Below are 16,017 nucleotides of genomic sequence, written 5' to 3'. Positions count from 1 at the left end.
CCGTTCTTCTAAAGCTTGCCCATCACCAGCTGGCGGAAGCCATAGACCTCGCGCTTGCCGGAAAGCGGGATCAGCGTCACCGAGCGCGTCTGCCCCGGCTCGAAGCGCACTGCCGTTCCCGCCGGAATATCGAGCCGCTTGCCATGCGCCGCCGCGCGGTCGAAGGAAAGCCCGGCATTGGTCTCAGCGAAATGATAGTGGCTGCCGACCTGCACCGGCCGGTCGCCGGTATTGGAAACTTCCAGCGTCACCGTCGGCGCGCCGCCATTGAGTTCGATGTCGCCGCTGGCGGCAATGATCTCGCCCGGAATCATAGGGTTCTCCTTAAGCCGCCTTGGGCGCGCAGCCCTCGGCCTTCAGCACACGTTTTGTCGAAGCAGGATTTTTGGCAAGCATGGCGGCCGGCCGGATAGGCCTGGCAACGAGATTGCCGCCGCAGTTCGGGCAGGCACCCTTCAACACGCCGTCGACGCAATCGGCGCAGAAGGTGCATTCATAGGTGCAGATCCGCGCCTCCGCGCTATCAGGCGGCAGGTCCTTGTCGCAGCATTCGCAATTGGGTCTGAGCTCGAGCATGCTCTTTCCTCACCGGATCGGTTCGTGGACGGTGACGAGTTTGGTTCCATCCGGGAACGTCGCCTCCACCTGCACGTCGTGGATCATCTCGGCAACGCCTTCCATCACCTGGTCGCGGCCAATCACATGGGCGCCGGCCTCCATCAGCTCGGCGACGGGGCGGCCATCACGGGCGCCTTCGACGACGAAATCGCTGATCAGTGCTATCGCCTCGGGATAGTTCAGCTTGACGCCGCGCTCCAGCCGCCGCCGCGCCACCATCGCCGCCATCGATATCAGCAGCTTGTCTTTTTCTCTCGGAGTGAGGTTCATTACATACCCATCTGCTTCGTGCTTAAATTCATAGATTCCAGACTTTCGGCACAGGCGCACCATTGCGCAAGGTAGAAATGACCGGGATCAGGATTTTTCTGAGCGAGAAGCCGTCGGCTGCTGCAAGACGCACGACGAGCTTGTCGTTCCAGGCGCTGGCACCACCCATCAGCCCTTCGACGAGCGGCCGCACTTTGCCGAGATAGGCCTCCGCCAGCGGCCCGGTGTAAAGCAAGGTCGCGAAGGCGACCTGCCCGCCGAGCACGGCCTGACGTGCAGCCAGCGCCGAAATACCTTCGGAAAGTTTCAGTTCCTCGGCATGGATCAACCGGCCCGGACGGCGGATACGCCAGCGGTCACGAAAGAGCCCGGTCTCCACCGCCTCGCCCATCGCCTTGCGGCCGAGCAGCACGGCCTCGACGGCCAGGAATTCAGCGTTCTCGTCGAGATCGACATCGAGCCGGCGGAAAAGCGAAGCCCGGTCGAAGAGGATCGTCTCCTGCGGCAGCCAGTCGACGCGTGCTCGCGGGCCGACCTTAATACGAGTCGTCACCTCGGCGGTGCCTGTCGATGCCTTGTAGATCTTCTCGCAGGCCTGGGTAGTGACGTCGATCTTCGTGCCGGCGCCGGCAACGACGCTCCAATCCATCCGGTCGCCGCCGGTCAGCCCGCCCGCGGTGTTGATGATCACGGCTTCCATCGACACATCGAACGTATCTGGCAGGCGGATCTTTGCCGCGCCCTCCTGATAGAGCTCGCGAATGCGCGTGCGGCCATCGAGCAGCCTCGCCGCCAGATGCCCGCGTCCCTCCGCTCTTTGCGGTCTGGTGCTGGCCGCCGCAATCGTCATATCGTCCCTTTCGGTCGCGCTACCGCTTTTCATTCCATCGCGCGGATAACGGAAAGCAAGCAATTCCTATGCCGCCCGAAAGGTGCAGCAGATCGGCGAAGCGCCGCTCCAACTGCCGCAAAATACGGCATCTGCCCGTCAGACGGTCAGATGACGGCGGGCTTCCGGCGTGTCCAGCGTCTCCGCCAGTCCTTCATGCACGATCTCGCCGCGATCCATGATGTAGACGTAATCGGCAAGCTCCCGGCAGAAATCCAGATATTGTTCGACGAGCAGGATCGCCATGCCGGTGGAATCGCGGAGGTAGCGGATCGCCCGGCCGATATCCTTGATGATCGACGGCTGGATGCCCTCGGTCGGCTCGTCGAGCACGAGGATCTTCGGCCGCGTCACCATCGCGCGTCCAATCGCCAACTGCTGCTGCTGTCCGCCGGAAAGATCGCCGCCCCGACGCGACAGCATCGACTTCAGCACCGGAAAGAGACTGAAGATATCGTCGGGAATATTGCGGTCGCGGCGGCCAAGCGGGGCAAAGCCGGTTTCGAGATTTTCCTTCACGGTGAGCAGCGGAAAGATTTCGCGCCCCTGCGGCACGTAGCCGATGCCCTGCTTGGCGCGGGCAAAGGGCGGCAGGCCGTTCAGTTTCGCATCGTTAAAAGTGACTGTGCCGGCCGACAGCGGATGCTGGCCGGTGACGGCGCGCAGCAGCGAGCTCTTGCCGACGCCGTTGCGGCCCAGGACGCAGGTGATCTTGGCCATCTCCGCCTTGATGGAGATGCCGCGCAGCGCCTGCGCCGCGCCATAATGCAGATTTGCGTTCTCGACTGTCAGCATCCGTTCACCCATTCCCCATCAGTTCATCAGGCTGCGCCTCAGCGTCTGCAGCGCGTAGTCCTGTTCTTTCGTTCTCCCGCCACCGACCGCAGCTACGTCCTCGGCAATACCGATCAGCTGCTGGCGCTCTTGCATGTCGAGCGCCTTCATCCAGAGGTCTCGAAACCGGCGGATCGGATCTTCGGGACTGGTGACGTTCTTGGACGCCCATTCGCCGAACACCAGCACCTCTTCCATGTCGCCTGGCCGGATGATGCCCGTCATATGGCTGCGGACGACATCCTTCGCCGCGTCGACATACATCGGCTTTTCCTTGGCAAGGCAGAAGAAGAAAGCCACCGCCGCAATCGCCGGGTCGGCAATCGACGCCAGCGGCGCTGCCTCAGCCTGCCTGCGGCGCTTTCCGCGCCTATAAGCGCCCCGCATACGCTCGACGGAATCGATGATCTCGTTTCCAGCCTCACGCATCATTTTGAAACGCCAATACCAGATGACCGCGCCGCTGACCGCCGCGACCAGAATGCCGAGAAAAGCCATGCTGAAACCCCACAAGAATACCCACTCGTTTTAGAGCTTGTTCTTTTGTCAGGTTCAAGCCAGCAAGTTGCATTGATCACCGCCCCAGATAATTCTCGATCACCTTCGGATCGGAGCTGACGAAATCAATCGATCCTTCCGCAAGCACCGAACCTTCCGCGAGGCAGGTCACCTTGACGCCGAGGTCGCGGATGAAGCCCATATCGTGTTCGACGACGACGACCGAACGGGTCCTGGCGATGTCCTTGAGCAGGATCGCCGTTTCCGCCGTCTCCGCATCCGTCATGCCGGCAACGGGCTCGTCGACGAGCAGCAGCTTCGGTTCTTGCGCGAGCAGCATGCCGATCTCCAGCCACTGCTTCTGCCCGTGCGAGAGATTGGCGGCCAGCTCGTCGCGCCGGTGGGTCAGCCGCACCGTTTCGAGGATTTCCTCGATGCGCGTCCTGTCTTCGCCCGAAAGCCGGTAGAACAGCGTCGAAAACACCCGGCGGCGGCGGTTCAGCGCCAATTCCAGATTGTCCCAGACCGTGTGGCTTTCGAAGACCGTCGGCTTCTGGAACTTGCGGCCGATGCCGAGCTGAGCAATGTCGGCCTCATCCTTCTTGGTGAGATCAACAGTGCCGTTAAAGAACACCTCTCCCTCGTCAGGCCTGGTCTTGCCGGTGATGATATCCATCATCGTCGTCTTGCCAGCGCCGTTCGGGCCGATGATGGCGCGAAGCTCGCCCGGCTCGATGACGATCGAGAGCGAATTCAGCGCCTTGAAGCCGTCGAAGGAAACGGAGACGCCGCTGAGATAGAGCACGCTGGTGGGTTTGACGTCGGGAATCATGGTGCTCACTCCGCTGCCTGGATTTTCGGCTCGATCCCGTCTTCCTTCGCCGGTTGCGGCGCGGGCTCGGAGACGGTCTTCCGCTTGGCGAAATAGTGCGAGATCGTGCCGACGACGCCCTTCGGCAGGAGCAGCGTCACGGCGACGAAGAGGCCGCCGAGCGCAAAGAGCCAGAACTCCGGGAAGAGACCGGTAAAGATCGTCTTGCCGCCGTTGACGAGCATCGCGCCGATGATCGGCCCAATCAGAGTTCCCCGCCCGCCGACCGCCGTCCAGATGACGACCTCGATGGAGTTGGCGGGCGCGAATTCGCCGGGATTGATGATGCCGACCTGCGGCACATAGAGCGCGCCGGCAATGCCCGCCATCATCGCCGACACGACGAAGGTGAAGAGCTTGAAATGCTCGACGCGGTAGCCGAGGAAGCGTGTGCGGCTTTCGGCATCGCGCACGCCGACGAGCACCTTGCCGAATTTCGAACGCACGATTGCCGAGGCGATCGTCAGCGACAGCGCCAGGAAGATCGCGGTCGCGGCAAAGAGGCTGGCGCGCGTGCCGTCCGCCTGGATGTTGAAGCCGAGGATATCCTTGAAATCAGTCATGCCGTTATTGCCGCCGAAGCCCATGTCGTTGCGGAAGAAGGCAAGCAGCAGCGCGTATGTCATCGCCTGGGTGATGATCGAGAGGTAAACGCCGTTGACGCGCGAGCGGAAGGCGAACCAACCGAAGACGAAGGCGAGCAGCCCGGGCACGGCGAGCACCATCAGCGCCGCGAACCAGAACTGGTCGAAGCCGTACCAGAACCAGGGCAGTTCCTTCCAGTTCAGGAACACCATGAAGTCTGGCAGCATGGGATCGCCGTAGACGCCGCGCGAGCCGATCTGGCGCATCAGATACATGCCCATCGCATAGCCGCCGAGCGCGAAGAAAGCGCCGTGGCCGAGCGAGAGAATGCCGCAGAAACCCCAGACGAGATCGAGCGCCAGCGCCAGCAAAGCGTAGGTCAGGTATTTGCCGAACAGCGCCATGATATAGGTCGGGATGTGCAGCGGGTGCGTCGGGCCGGTGGCAAGGTTCAGCACCGGCACGAGAATGGCGACCGCCAGCAACAGGGCGACGGCGATGGAGATCCTGCGATCGAGAGACCGGAGAAGGAAGGCCGTTATCATGCTTCCACCGCCCTTCCTTTGAGTGCGAAGAGCCCGCGCGGCCGCTTCTGGATGAAGAGAATGATGAGGACGAGCACCAGGATCTTGCCGAGCACGGCGCCGGCGAAGGGCTCGAGGAACTTGTTGACGACGCCGAGCGACAGCGCGCCGACCAGCGTGCCCCAGAGATTGCCGACACCGCCGAAGACGACGACCATGAAACTGTCGATGATGTAGTTCTGGCCGAGGTTCGGCGAGACGTTGTCGATCTGCGAGAGCGCCACACCGGCCATGCCGGCGATGCCGGAGCCGAGCGCAAAGGTGAAGGCATCGACCCAGCCGGTGCGAATGCCCATCGACGAGGCCATGCGCCGGTTCTGCGTCACCGCCCGCATCTGCAGGCCGAAGGCGGAGTGCTTGAGGAGCATCAACAGCGTCAGGAAAACGACCATCGAGAAGACGATGATCCAGAGTCGGTTCCAGGTGATGACGAGCCCGCCGAAATCGAAGGCGCCGGACATCCAGCTCGGATTGCGGACCTCGCGGTTGGTCGGGCCGAAATAGCTGCGGATCGCCTGCTGCAGGATCAGCGACACGCCCCAGGTGGCAAGCAGCGTTTCCAGCGGCCGGCCGTAGAGGTAGCGGATCACTGCACGTTCGATGACGAGACCGACAAAGCCGGTAAAGACGAAGGCGGCCGGCACCGCGAAAGCCAGCGAATAATCGGCGAGTGACGGGAAGGCCGAAGCGATTGTTTCCTGCACGACATAGGTCGTATAGGCGCCGATCATCACCATCTCGCCATGCGCCATGTTGATGACACCCATGACGCCGAAGGTGATGGCAAGGCCGATTGCAGCAAGCAGCAGCACCGAGCCGAGCGACAGGCCGTACCAGACGTTCTGGACGACGTCCCAGAGCGCCAGGTCGCGGTTGATCGAATTGATCTCCGTCTGGATCGCGGGCTTCAGATCGTCAGGGGCATTCGCCATCGCGGTCGTCAGGATCGTCAGCGCATCGCGGCCGCCGCGGGCGGCGATCATGTCAATGGCGGCCCGCTTCTCCTCGCTCCCGGCATCGCTCTTCAGCACCATCACAGCCCGCGCCGCTTCCATCGTGCTTTTGATCTCCCCGTCCTTCTCGGCTGAAAGAGCCGAATTCAGAAGTTCGAGATTGGCGGGATCGGCATCCCTCAGCATGCCCTCGGCCGCTGCGAGCCGCGCGGAGTGATCCGGGCTCAAAAGCGTCAGCTGGCTCATCACAGTCGTGATCGTGGTGCGCAGCGAATTGTTGATCTTGACCTTCGACATCATGTCGGGGTCGACATCGGCAACCGCCTCGCCGGTGATCGGGTCGGAATAGGTGGGCTCGTCCTCCGTGCCGCCCTGAACGAGAACGGGGCCGCCCTCCGAATTGACGTAGAGCTGGCCGCCGCTCAGTTGCTGCAGGATCTGGCTGACATGCGAATCCCCGGAAGCGGCAAGCGCCCGGATGGCCGCGTCGCGCTCGGGAAAGCCGCCGACGCCGAGCGCATCGACGAGAGCATGCACGTCACCCTCGGCGCGCAGGCTGGTCACCGGAAACGTCAGGCCGGAAAGCATCAGGCAAAATGTCAGAAGAAAAATCTTGATGGCGCGAAACATCGGCTCTCTCGCCTTGAGTGTCGTCGGCCTTTCGGCGCAGCGGTAAGGACGGAGCTTCCGCCCGGATCAGCTCCGGACGGAAGTCTTTAGGCTGTCAACAGTTGGATCTCCTCAGGAGCCCTTGCCGCCGCACTTACCGGTCGCGACGTTGAAGTTGCCGCAGGAGAGAGGCTTGCGCCAATCGGAGATCAGGTCCTTTGAGTCAGGCAGGTAGTCAGACCATTCGTCACCAACGACAGCGGGCGTCTGCTGGACGATCTCGAACTGGCCATCGGCCTGGATTTCACCGATCAGCACCGGCTTGGTGATATGGTGGTTCGGCATGACGGTGGCATAGCCGCCGGAGAGGTTCGGAACGCTGACGCCGATGATGGAGTCGAGAACTTTATCGGTATCGGTCGTGCCGGCAGCCTGGACGGCCTTAACCCAGGCGTTGAAGCCGATATAGGCAGCTTCCATCGGGTCGTTGGTCACGCGCTTGTCGTTCTTGGTGAATGCGTGCCAGTCCTTGATGAACTTCTTGTTGGCGGGGCTTTCCACGGATTCGAAGTAGTTCCAGGCAGCGAGATGGCCGACGAGCGGCTTGGTGTCGAGACCGGCAAGCTCTTCTTCGCCGACCGAGAAGGCGACGACGGGGATGTCGGTTGCCTTGATGCCCTTGTTGCCCAGTTCCTTGTAGAACGGAACGTTGGCATCGCCGTTGATCGTCGAGACGACCGCCGTCTTCTTGCCGGCGGAACCGAATTCCTTGATCTTGGAAACTTCGGTCTGCCAGTCGGAGAAGCCGAACGGCGTGTAGTTGGTCATGATGTCTTCTTTCGGAATACCCTTCGAAATCAGGTATGCCTCGAGGATCTTGTTGGTCGTGCGCGGATAGACGTAGTCGGTACCTTCGAGCACGAAGCGTTTGACGCCTTCTTTTTCCATCAGGTAGTCGACGGCCGGAATTGCCTGCTGGTTCGGAGCCGCACCAGTGTAGAAGATGTTGCGCGAGGATTCTTCGCCTTCGTACTGCACGGGATAGAAGAGCAGCGAATTGAGTTCTTCGAAAACCGGCAGGACGGATTTGCGCGAGGACGAGGTCCAGCAGCCGAAGACGGCGGCGACCTTGTCTTTTTCGATCAGCTCACGCGCCTTTTCGGCAAATAGCGGCCAGTCGGACGCCGGATCGACGACGACGGCTTCGAGCTTCTTGCCGAGAAGGCCGCCCTTCTTGTTCTGCTCGTCAATGAGCATCAGCATGGCGTCTTTCAGCGTGGTTTCGGAAATCGCCATCGTGCCCGAGAGCGAATGCAGCACGCCGACCTTGATCGTATCGTCAGCGGCAATCGCGCTGCTGAAGGCAGCCGACGCTGCCATGACGGCGCCGAGCGCGGCGCCTGTAATCGTGGATTTGAGATTCATATGGTTGATCCCCTCTCTTGTTCCGCAACAGGCCGGAAACGGAGTTAACTGTTGCCGAGGGGACTATCGGGTGCTGCAGCGCAAAAACACATACGCAAAATGACGTAGGCGCAGGGGTCGAATGCGCAGTCTTGACCAGCAGGGCATCCCCGCAGCAGGGGATGCCCGGTCGGTTCGATATTAGCCGTCGATCGTCAAGGTGACCGAGGTCGGGCCGTAAGACAGAGTCGCCCTGTGGCCGGAGATGGTGAATTTGCCGAAGGTGCCGGTAATGGCGGCAGCCTTCAGGATTTCGATCTTCGTTCCCGGCGCCGGCGCAAAGCCATGGGCAAGCGCCACGTCCAGATCGCCGGCGAGCGTCGCCTTGCCTGCAACGACCAGCGTGCCGGCGCCATTCGCGCCGAGAGTCGGCTTCGCCGTTGCACTGGCGAGCTGCTGATAGTCGCCGCCCACGGCTAAGGGCTTGTCGGCCGCCACGATGAGCGAACCGCCATTGACCGTGAGCCCGCCGGCGCCGAAGGCTGAGGACGAGCCGGCCACCAGCACGCCCTCGTCCAGCACGGTGCCGCCGGCATAGCTGTTGGCGCCGGAAAGACCAAGAATGCCGCTGCCGCGCTTCACCAGCTTGCCCTTGCCGCCGATGTCGTTGCGCCAGGTGTCGATCGCATTGAAGCCGCCCTTTGCCGCATCCATGGTCACCGTCACATCCTGGTCAAAAGCGCCATAGCCATCGGCGGCGGCAAACAGGTTCAGGCGGCCGTAGCCTTCCGCGTCGTCGAGAAGCGGATAGCCCGAAGCGATCTCCGTTGTGCCAAGCACCTCGCGGCGCTGTTCACCATCGAGATAGGGCAGACGGGTTTCCAGAAGCGCTTCGGCGCCCTCCGGCACGCGAGCCGGCTGATCGGTCGCATGGATCGTCGGCAGGCCGTAACTCAGGCGCTGCAGCACATAGGCACGATTGGCTTCGTGATCGGCGAAACGGTCCGCCGAAAGCGGCGCCGCATGCGCGACGACTTCGAGCGCACCCGCATCCGCAACACCCGACTTGGCGATCAGCCATGACTGCGCCTGGGCGTAGGCAGCGCTCTTCAGCGCTGAATTGTCGGACTTGTTCAGGTTATAGACGACCGTGGCGGTGCCAAGCATGCGGCCGCCCATCACGTCGAGCGGAGAGTGCATGCCGGCAAGGATGCGGTCTTCACCCATTTCGCTGGCGCGCGCGATCATTTCCTGGAATCGCTGCGGCACCAAATAGGCCATGGCGAGCGCATCCCGCCAGGCTTCCGCCGTATGTCCGCTGGGGAAGCCACCGTCCTCGACCGGCTTGCTGCTTTTGGCGGGCTCGAGCGTCGGGACGACCGAGACGTCCGGGCTCCAGCGATAGGGACGGCCATATTTGAAATAGCGCTTGGCGGGCTCCGTCGAGCCATCGCCGCTTGCGGCATTGATGAAGTCGATGGCGAGGCCCATGTCCGGGTTGGCGTCGGTCTTGTTTTCCGCGTCCGCTTTGCTGCCGGCGCCGCGATTGTTCCCCTTGTCGTCATATTTGACCGTCGTCGCATCGGCCGCTACTTCGGTGATCGTGGTGGTCTGCTTGGAACCGGCCTTCCAGGCATCGGTCAGCGGGCCGAGGCCATCGACGATGCTGGCATTTTTGCCGCGCCGGTCGTCGAGATAGGCCGCGACCGCCTGTTCGGCGGTACGCGCCTTTGTCGCCTTGATGACATAGCCGATATTCGCATCATGAACGAGCTTGTTGACGATCTGGCCGTCGGTCTTGCTGAAGGGGATGCCGTCCCAATCTGTCTTGGCGACTGCAGGGCAATTGTCCTTGGCCGGAGCTTCTACGCCGGCATCGACGAAGGGCGTGCGCGGCCTCCATACTTCTAAGAAGCCGGAGAGAAGATGGACGGCGGCGTTGGTGTCGGCGGTCGAGAAGCAAGCGTCACCGCGCTTGTTGGTGTTTCCGGTCTCGGCATAGGGCGCTTTCGCGCTTGTGGCTTGCTCTGCCGCGGCAAGCGAGGGCACGACCGAAAGAAGGCTGACGAGAGCGGTGCTCAGGCGGCAAAGTTTTGAAACAGACATGAGTATACCCGGAATGGTTTAACGAACGGCGGTAGGGTTAGAGCGGATACGTGACAGAGCCTTTTCAAAAATATGACTGTTCTGCAAATCCGCCAGTGCTCACCCCTTGCCTTTCCCGTCCATCCCGCCAAAACTGCCGTGGAAACGATGAGCCCAACGAGAGTGCCGGAAATAGGCATGACAGCGCGCCAACGCATCATTCCGGTGAGACGCGAATATAATCGCTGGGTCGCCAACCAGACGCTGGAAGATTACGCGCTGCGCTTCACCGCAAAGAGCGCCCGCCATTTTTCCTCCGAGCGCATCTCGCAGACGGCGATCGGCGCAATCTCCTTCCTGGCGCTCGAAGCGATCGGCGCCGCGATCACCCTCTCTTACGGCACCACCAACGCCTTCTACGCCATCATCGTCGCCTCGATCGCCATGCTGGCGATCGGCCTGCCGATCAGCCGCTACGCCATCCGCCACGGCGTCGACATCGATCTTCTGACGCGCGGCGCCGGTTTCGGCTACATCGGCTCGACCATCACCTCGCTGATCTACGCGGGCTTCACCTTCATGCTGTTTGCGATCGAAGCCTCAATCATGTCCGGGGCGCTGGAGCTCACCCTCGGCATTCCGCTCTGGATCGGTTACATCATCAGCGCCGTCATGGTGATCCCGCTGGTGACGCACGGCGTGCGGCTGATCAGTAAGTTCCAGCTGATGACCCAGCCCTTCTGGATCGTGCTGAACATCCTGCCCTTCATCTTCATCGCCTTCATGGACTGGGAAAAGTTCGATCTCTGGCGCGCCTTCGCCGGCATCCATCATGCTTCGGGTCCTCCCGGCACCGTCGCAGGCTTTGATCTGGTTGAATTCGGTGCAGCCTCCGCCGTCATCCTGGCGCTGATGTCGCAGATCGGCGAACAGGCCGATTTCCTGCGCTTCCTGCCGCCGGTCCCGCAGCGCAAGTGGCGCCATCGCCTCGCCGTCTTCCTCGCCGGTCCCGGCTGGGTCATCATCGGAGCACCGAAGCTGCTTGCCGGTTCGTTTCTCGTCGTGCTGACCCTCGCCTCGGGCGTGCCTCTCGACCGTGCCGCCGATCCGGCGCAGATGTATCTGACCGCCTTCGGCTACATGGTTCCCTGGCATAACGCTGCACTGCTGCTGATGGCCGCCTTCGTCGTCGTTTCGCAGCTCAAGATCAACGTGATGAACGCCTATGCCGGCTCACTCGCCTGGTCGAATTTCTTCTCACGGCTGACCCACAGCCATCCCGGCCGTGTCATCTGGCTTGTCTTCAACGTCGCAATCGCCCTGCTCCTGATGGAACTCGGCATCTACAGGCTGCTGGAAGAGACGCTCGGCATCTTCTCGATCATCGCCATGGCCTGGCTCTGCACGATTTCAGCCGATCTCTTCATCAACAAGCCGCTGGGGCTTGCCCCTCCCGGCATCGAGTTCAAGCGCGCCCATCTCTACGACATCAACCCGGTCGGCCTCGGCGCCATGACGCTTTCGGCGACGATATCGCTCGTCGCCCATTTCGGCGCCTTCGGCGAGACAGCCGCTTCGCTCGCCCCCTATATCACCCTCGTCATCGCCCTCATCGCCACGCCGGCGATCGCCTGGGCGACAAAGGGGAAATTCTACCTCGCGCGCAAGCCGCGCCAGAGCTGGAAGAACCAGACGAACATCACCTGTTCCGTCTGCGAGCACCCATTCGAGCCGGAGGATATGGCCTGGTGCCCGGCCTATGCCGCCCCGATCTGCTCGCTCTGCTGCTCGCTCGACAGCCGCTGCCACGACATGTGCAAGCCGGCCGCGCGTTTTAACGCCCAGGTCGGTACGGTCGCGAGGACGCTGCTGCCGGAGAGTATTCTGGGCAAGCTGACGACGCGCCTCGGCCGCTATGCCATCGCCGTCGCCCTGGCGCTGACCGCCATCGGCGCCATCCTGGCGATGATCGCCCATCAGGTCGCCTCCGCCTCGCCGGAAACGGCAGAGGTTGTCGATCGCACCATTCTGATCGTCTTCTTTGTCTTCTCGGTGATTTCAGGCGTCGTCTGCTGGTTCTATGTGCTCGCCCATGACAGCCGCGTCGTCGCCGAGGAGGAATCCTCGCGCCAGAACACGCTGCTGCTCAAGGAAATCGCCGCCCACAAGAAAACCGATGCCGCCTTGCAGAACGCCAAGGAGACGGCCGAGGCAGCCAACCGAGCCAAGAGCCGCTATGTCGTTGGCCTCAGCCACGAGCTGCGCACACCTTTGAACGCCGTGCTCGGCTATGCCCAGATCCTCGAACGGGACGAAACGATCCCGGCGCCGCGCCAATCCTCGATCAAGGTCATCCGCCGCAGCGCCGAACATCTCTCGGGGCTGATCGACGGCCTGCTCGATATCTCCAAGATCGAGGCCGGCCGCCTGCAGGTCTATTCCAACGAGATCAACATCCATGACTTCCTCGACCAGATCATCGAGCTTTTTCGGCCGCAGGCGCAGGCAAAGGGGCTCGCCTTCATCGATGATCGCTCGCCCGCCTTGCCGCAATTCGTCCGCACCGACGAAAAGCGCCTGCGCCAGATTCTCGTCAACCTGCTCTCCAATGCCATCAAGTTCACGGACGAAGGCAGCGTCACCTTCGATGTCGCCTATCGCAGCCAGGTCGCGACCTTCACCGTCACCGATACCGGCCGCGGCATCGCCGAGAAGGACCTGACGCGCATCTACGAACCTTTCCAGCGGGGCGAGGCAGACAGCGTGCGGCCGATGCCGGGCCTCGGTCTCGGCCTCACCATCACCCGGCTTCTGACCAATACGCTTGGCGGCGAGATTGCGGTCTCGAGCGTCAAGGACGAAGGCTCGGCATTCCGTGTGCGGCTGATGCTGTCCGCCGTCCTGCGCGCCGCCGCGCCGCCGCAGGAAAAACGCATCGTCGGTTACGACGGCCCACGCCGCACCATCGTCGTCGTCGACGACAACGAGGATCACCGCGAGATGATGCGCGAAATCCTGGCGCCGCTCGATTTCATCGTGCTGACAGCGGCAGGCGGCGCCGAATGCCTGACACTGATCGACGGCATCCTGCCCGATCTGTTCCTCGTCGATATACTGATGCCCGGCATGAGCGGCTGGCAGCTCGTCTCGCGTCTGCGTGAGGCTGGTCAGACAGCACCGGTTGTGATGCTTTCGGCCAACATCGGCGATGCGACGGTTCTGAGCGACAGCGACGACAGCCACAATGATGCGATCGGCAAACCGGTCGACATCCGCCAGCTGCGCGACAAGCTCGCTTTGCATCTCGGCCTGAACTGGATCTATGCCGATGACGCGCCCGCCGCTCCTGCAAAGATGGAGGCGCCGATGCGGGGCCCAGGTGCCGCCCATGTGCAGGAATTGCTGCGGCTCGGCGAGATCGGTTACATCAGGGGCATCGAAGCCAAGCTTTCGGACCTTGCCAAGGTGGAGGCAAATCGGCCATTCACCGAGGCTCTTCGACCCTATGTGGCCGCTTTCGATCTGGCCGGCTTCATGTCCTTCCTGCACGACTTCGACGAAAAGGTGGAATCCATTGGCTGAGCCGGCCCTCCCTCGCGACATCGTTCTGCTGGTCGACGACTCGCCCGAAGCGCTCGGTTTCCTCACAGACGCGCTCGAACAATCCGGCTTCTCCGTGCTGATCGCCACCTCGGGCACGGCAGCGCTTGGCATCGTCGAGCGGATCACGCCCGATCTGATCCTGCTCGACGCCGTGATGCCCGTGATGGACGGCTTCGAGACCTGCCGCAGGCTGAAGGCGAATGCCACTGTAGCGCAGGTGCCCGTCATCTTCATGACCGGCCTGACGGAGACCGAGCATGTCGTGCACGCGCTGGAATCCGGTGGCGTCGATTACCTCACCAAGCCGATCAACATCGACGAACTGCGCGCCCGCATCCGCGTCCATCTGCGCAATGCCCGCTCGGCCCAGAGCGCCCGCGTTGCGCTCGACGCTGCCGGCCGTCATCTGCTGGCGGTCAAGGGCGACGGCGCGATACATTGGTCGACGCCGCAGGCGACCCGGCTGGTCAATGCCGCCATGGGCAGTGACGACGGCATGGAGATCGTCGTCCGCCATATCGCCGGCTGGATGCGCGATCGCATGGCAGCAGTGCGCGACGGCATCATCTCAATCACCCATGCCGGCCAGGCGGCGCTGCAGCTTGCCTTCCTCGGTTCGATCGGCCCGGATGAATATCTATTCCGCCTCACCGCCGCCAGCCAGCGTAGCGACGACGAGATGCTGCGCCAGCGTTTTGCGCTCACCCAACGAGAATCCGAAGTGCTGCTCTGGATCGCCAAGGGCAAGGCAAACCGTGACATCGGCGAAATACTGGGCTTGTCGGCGCGCACAGTGAACAAACACCTCGAACAGATCTACGTGAAACTCGGCGTCGAAAACCGGGCGTCGGCGGCCGTGAAGGCGACGCATGTTCTGCATGAGATCTGAGGGATAGCGGACGGCGTTCCGTGGATCACGTCTCCTCCACCGCACCGCTGACAAGCGGCAGCAGTATCGCCTTCTCCATCCATCCAAGCCAGCGCCGAACAGCGCCGCTTCACCGCCTGACCGCGCCGTGGATGAAGCGCCGCCAAAAAAGAAGCCCGGCGAACCGGGCTTCAATGATCATATTCCTAGGAAGCAAAGCTTACATGCCCTGCGGCACGTAGGTGTACTTGCCGTCCGCGCCCTTCTTCCATTCGTACATGATGTAGCCAGGAATCTTCGGGTCGCCCTTTTCGTCGAACGAAATGTCGCCGAGAACCGTCGGGAACGGACCCTTTTCCTTCATGGCCGTGGCAACCGCTTCAGGATCCACCGAACCGGCAGCCTTGGCGGCACCGACAATCGCCTGCATGGCAGCGTAGGAGTAGAGCGTATAGGCTTCCGGGTTGAAACCGGCGGCCTTGAACTTTTCGACGAGCTCCTTGTTCGCCGGGTTCAGCGTCGGATCGGGGCCGAAGGTGTTGAGCGTACCGGCGACAGCGTCACCAGCGATCGAGGCCAGTTCGTTCGAAACGATACCGTCACCGGAAACCAGCGTTGCCTTCAGGCCCTGGTCTGCGGCCTGACGGATGATGAGACCGGCTTCGGTGTGCAGACCGCCCCAATAGATGATCGAGACGCCGGCTTCCTTCATCTTGGCGATGAGGGCCGAGAAGTCCTTGTCGCCGACGTTGATGCCTTCGTACATGACTTCCGTCAGGCCGGCGGCATTCATCGCCTTCTTGGTTTCGTCTGCAAGGCCCTGACCGTAGGGGGTCTTGTCGTGAACGACGGCGATCTTGGCGTCCTTGAAGTGGTCGGCGAGATACTTGCCGGCGATGGCGCCCTGCTGATCGTCACGGCCGCAGGTACGGAACGTGTTCCAGAGGCCCCGTTCCGTGAACTTCGGGTTCGTGGCGGCCGGGGTGATTTCGAGGATGCCGTTTTCGGCATAGACTTCCGAAGCCGGGATCGAAACGCCCGAGTTGAAGTGGCCAATGACGAACTTGACGCCGTCGGCAACGAATTTATTGGCGACCGAAATGCCCTGCTTCGGGTCGGAAACGTCGTCGCCGAGCTCGATCTTGATCTGCTCGCCATTGATGCCGCCAGCAGCGTTGATGTCGGCGGCTGCCTGCTCGGCACCCTTCTGAAGCTGAGCGCCGAAAGCGGCGTTCGGGCCGGTCAGCGGACCAGCGACAGCGATGAGGACGTCGGCCCAAGCGTTGCCGCTGAAGGCGACCATCGCCGTCAGAGCCACTGCCGACAGAAGAGACTTCTTCATATTG

At 62.2% G+C, this 16,017-nt stretch carries 13 protein-coding genes and 1 pseudogene; 2 read left to right on the top strand and 12 right to left on the bottom strand.

The window, feature by feature from the left end; all coding sequences use genetic code 11:
* Nucleotides 1-8 precede the first annotated feature (8 nt).
* The 11 genes and pseudogenes from QWJ46_RS01005 to QWJ46_RS00955 form a co-directional block, all read right to left on the bottom strand.
* The gene (locus QWJ46_RS01005; RefSeq protein WP_302748681.1) at nucleotides 9-314 is read right to left on the bottom strand and encodes an urease subunit beta; all 306 of its coding nucleotides are present in this window, start codon (nucleotides 312-314) and stop codon (nucleotides 9-11) included.
* A 10-nt stretch (nucleotides 315-324) separates the two neighbouring features.
* Nucleotides 325-576, bottom strand: coding sequence for a DUF1272 domain-containing protein (locus QWJ46_RS01000; RefSeq protein ID WP_302748680.1), 252 nt, complete (start codon nucleotides 574-576; stop codon nucleotides 325-327).
* Nucleotides 577-585: 9 nt separating this feature from the next.
* Nucleotides 586-888 carry an urease subunit gamma gene (locus QWJ46_RS00995; protein WP_064695492.1) on the bottom strand — a complete coding sequence of 101 codons (303 nt, stop codon included), beginning with the start codon at nucleotides 886-888 and terminating at the stop codon, nucleotides 586-588.
* Nucleotides 889-916: 28 nt separating this feature from the next.
* Nucleotides 917-1,738 carry an urease accessory protein UreD gene (locus QWJ46_RS00990; RefSeq protein WP_302748895.1) on the bottom strand — a complete coding sequence of 274 codons (822 nt, stop codon included), beginning with the start codon at nucleotides 1,736-1,738 and terminating at the stop codon, nucleotides 917-919.
* A gap of 138 nt (nucleotides 1,739-1,876) precedes the next feature.
* The gene (urtE, locus tag QWJ46_RS00985; protein WP_302748679.1) at nucleotides 1,877-2,572 is read right to left on the bottom strand and encodes an urea ABC transporter ATP-binding subunit UrtE; all 696 of its coding nucleotides are present in this window, start codon (nucleotides 2,570-2,572) and stop codon (nucleotides 1,877-1,879) included.
* A gap of 18 nt (nucleotides 2,573-2,590) precedes the next feature.
* Nucleotides 2,591-3,109: a hypothetical protein gene (locus tag QWJ46_RS00980; RefSeq protein ID WP_302748678.1), complete on the bottom strand. Its 519-nt coding sequence runs from the start codon at nucleotides 3,107-3,109 to the stop codon at nucleotides 2,591-2,593.
* A gap of 76 nt (nucleotides 3,110-3,185) precedes the next feature.
* Nucleotides 3,186-3,941 (bottom strand): urea ABC transporter ATP-binding protein UrtD, encoded by a 756-nt coding sequence (gene urtD, locus QWJ46_RS00975; RefSeq protein WP_302748894.1) that lies wholly within the window; start codon nucleotides 3,939-3,941, stop codon nucleotides 3,186-3,188.
* A 104-nt stretch (nucleotides 3,942-4,045) separates the two neighbouring features.
* Nucleotides 4,046-5,110, bottom strand: a pseudogene (gene urtC / locus QWJ46_RS00970) (urea ABC transporter permease subunit UrtC); the annotation flags it as partial.
* Nucleotides 5,107-6,732 carry an urea ABC transporter permease subunit UrtB gene (gene urtB, locus QWJ46_RS00965; protein ID WP_302748677.1) on the bottom strand — a complete coding sequence of 542 codons (1,626 nt, stop codon included), beginning with the start codon at nucleotides 6,730-6,732 and terminating at the stop codon, nucleotides 5,107-5,109. The pseudogene urtC and the gene urtB, both read right to left, overlap by 4 nt.
* 111 nt (nucleotides 6,733-6,843) lie before the next feature.
* Nucleotides 6,844-8,136, bottom strand: a complete 1,293-nt coding sequence (gene urtA, locus QWJ46_RS00960) for an urea ABC transporter substrate-binding protein (RefSeq protein ID WP_184453692.1) — start codon at nucleotides 8,134-8,136, stop codon at nucleotides 6,844-6,846.
* 180 nt (nucleotides 8,137-8,316) lie between these two features.
* Entirely contained in the window at nucleotides 8,317-10,221 is a 1,905-nt protein-coding gene (locus tag QWJ46_RS00955) for a phosphatase PAP2 family protein (RefSeq protein ID WP_302748676.1), read from the bottom strand.
* A gap of 177 nt (nucleotides 10,222-10,398) precedes the next feature.
* On the opposite strand from QWJ46_RS00955, the gene QWJ46_RS00950 reads away from it, so the two are divergent.
* A complete protein-coding gene (locus QWJ46_RS00950) occupies nucleotides 10,399-13,782 on the top strand; it encodes an ATP-binding protein (protein WP_302748675.1) in 3,384 nt (1,127 codons plus the stop codon).
* Nucleotides 13,775-14,692: a response regulator transcription factor gene (locus QWJ46_RS00945; RefSeq protein WP_184453686.1), complete on the top strand. Its 918-nt coding sequence runs from the start codon at nucleotides 13,775-13,777 to the stop codon at nucleotides 14,690-14,692. The genes QWJ46_RS00950 and QWJ46_RS00945 overlap by 8 nt, the downstream gene beginning before the upstream one ends.
* Before the next feature lie 199 nt (nucleotides 14,693-14,891).
* Here QWJ46_RS00945 and QWJ46_RS00940 read toward each other — a convergent pair whose 3' ends face one another.
* Nucleotides 14,892-16,013, bottom strand: coding sequence for a branched-chain amino acid ABC transporter substrate-binding protein (locus QWJ46_RS00940; protein WP_088392846.1), 1,122 nt, complete (start codon nucleotides 16,011-16,013; stop codon nucleotides 14,892-14,894).
* Nucleotides 16,014-16,017 lie beyond the last annotated feature (4 nt).

It is taken from the genome of Rhizobium sp. CBN3 (assembly GCF_030518245.1).
GTDB lineage: Bacteria > Pseudomonadota > Alphaproteobacteria > Rhizobiales > Rhizobiaceae > Rhizobium > Rhizobium aethiopicum_A.
The sequence above is the reverse complement of the archived record's forward strand: the minus strand, read 5'-3'. Positions and strand labels throughout refer to the sequence as shown.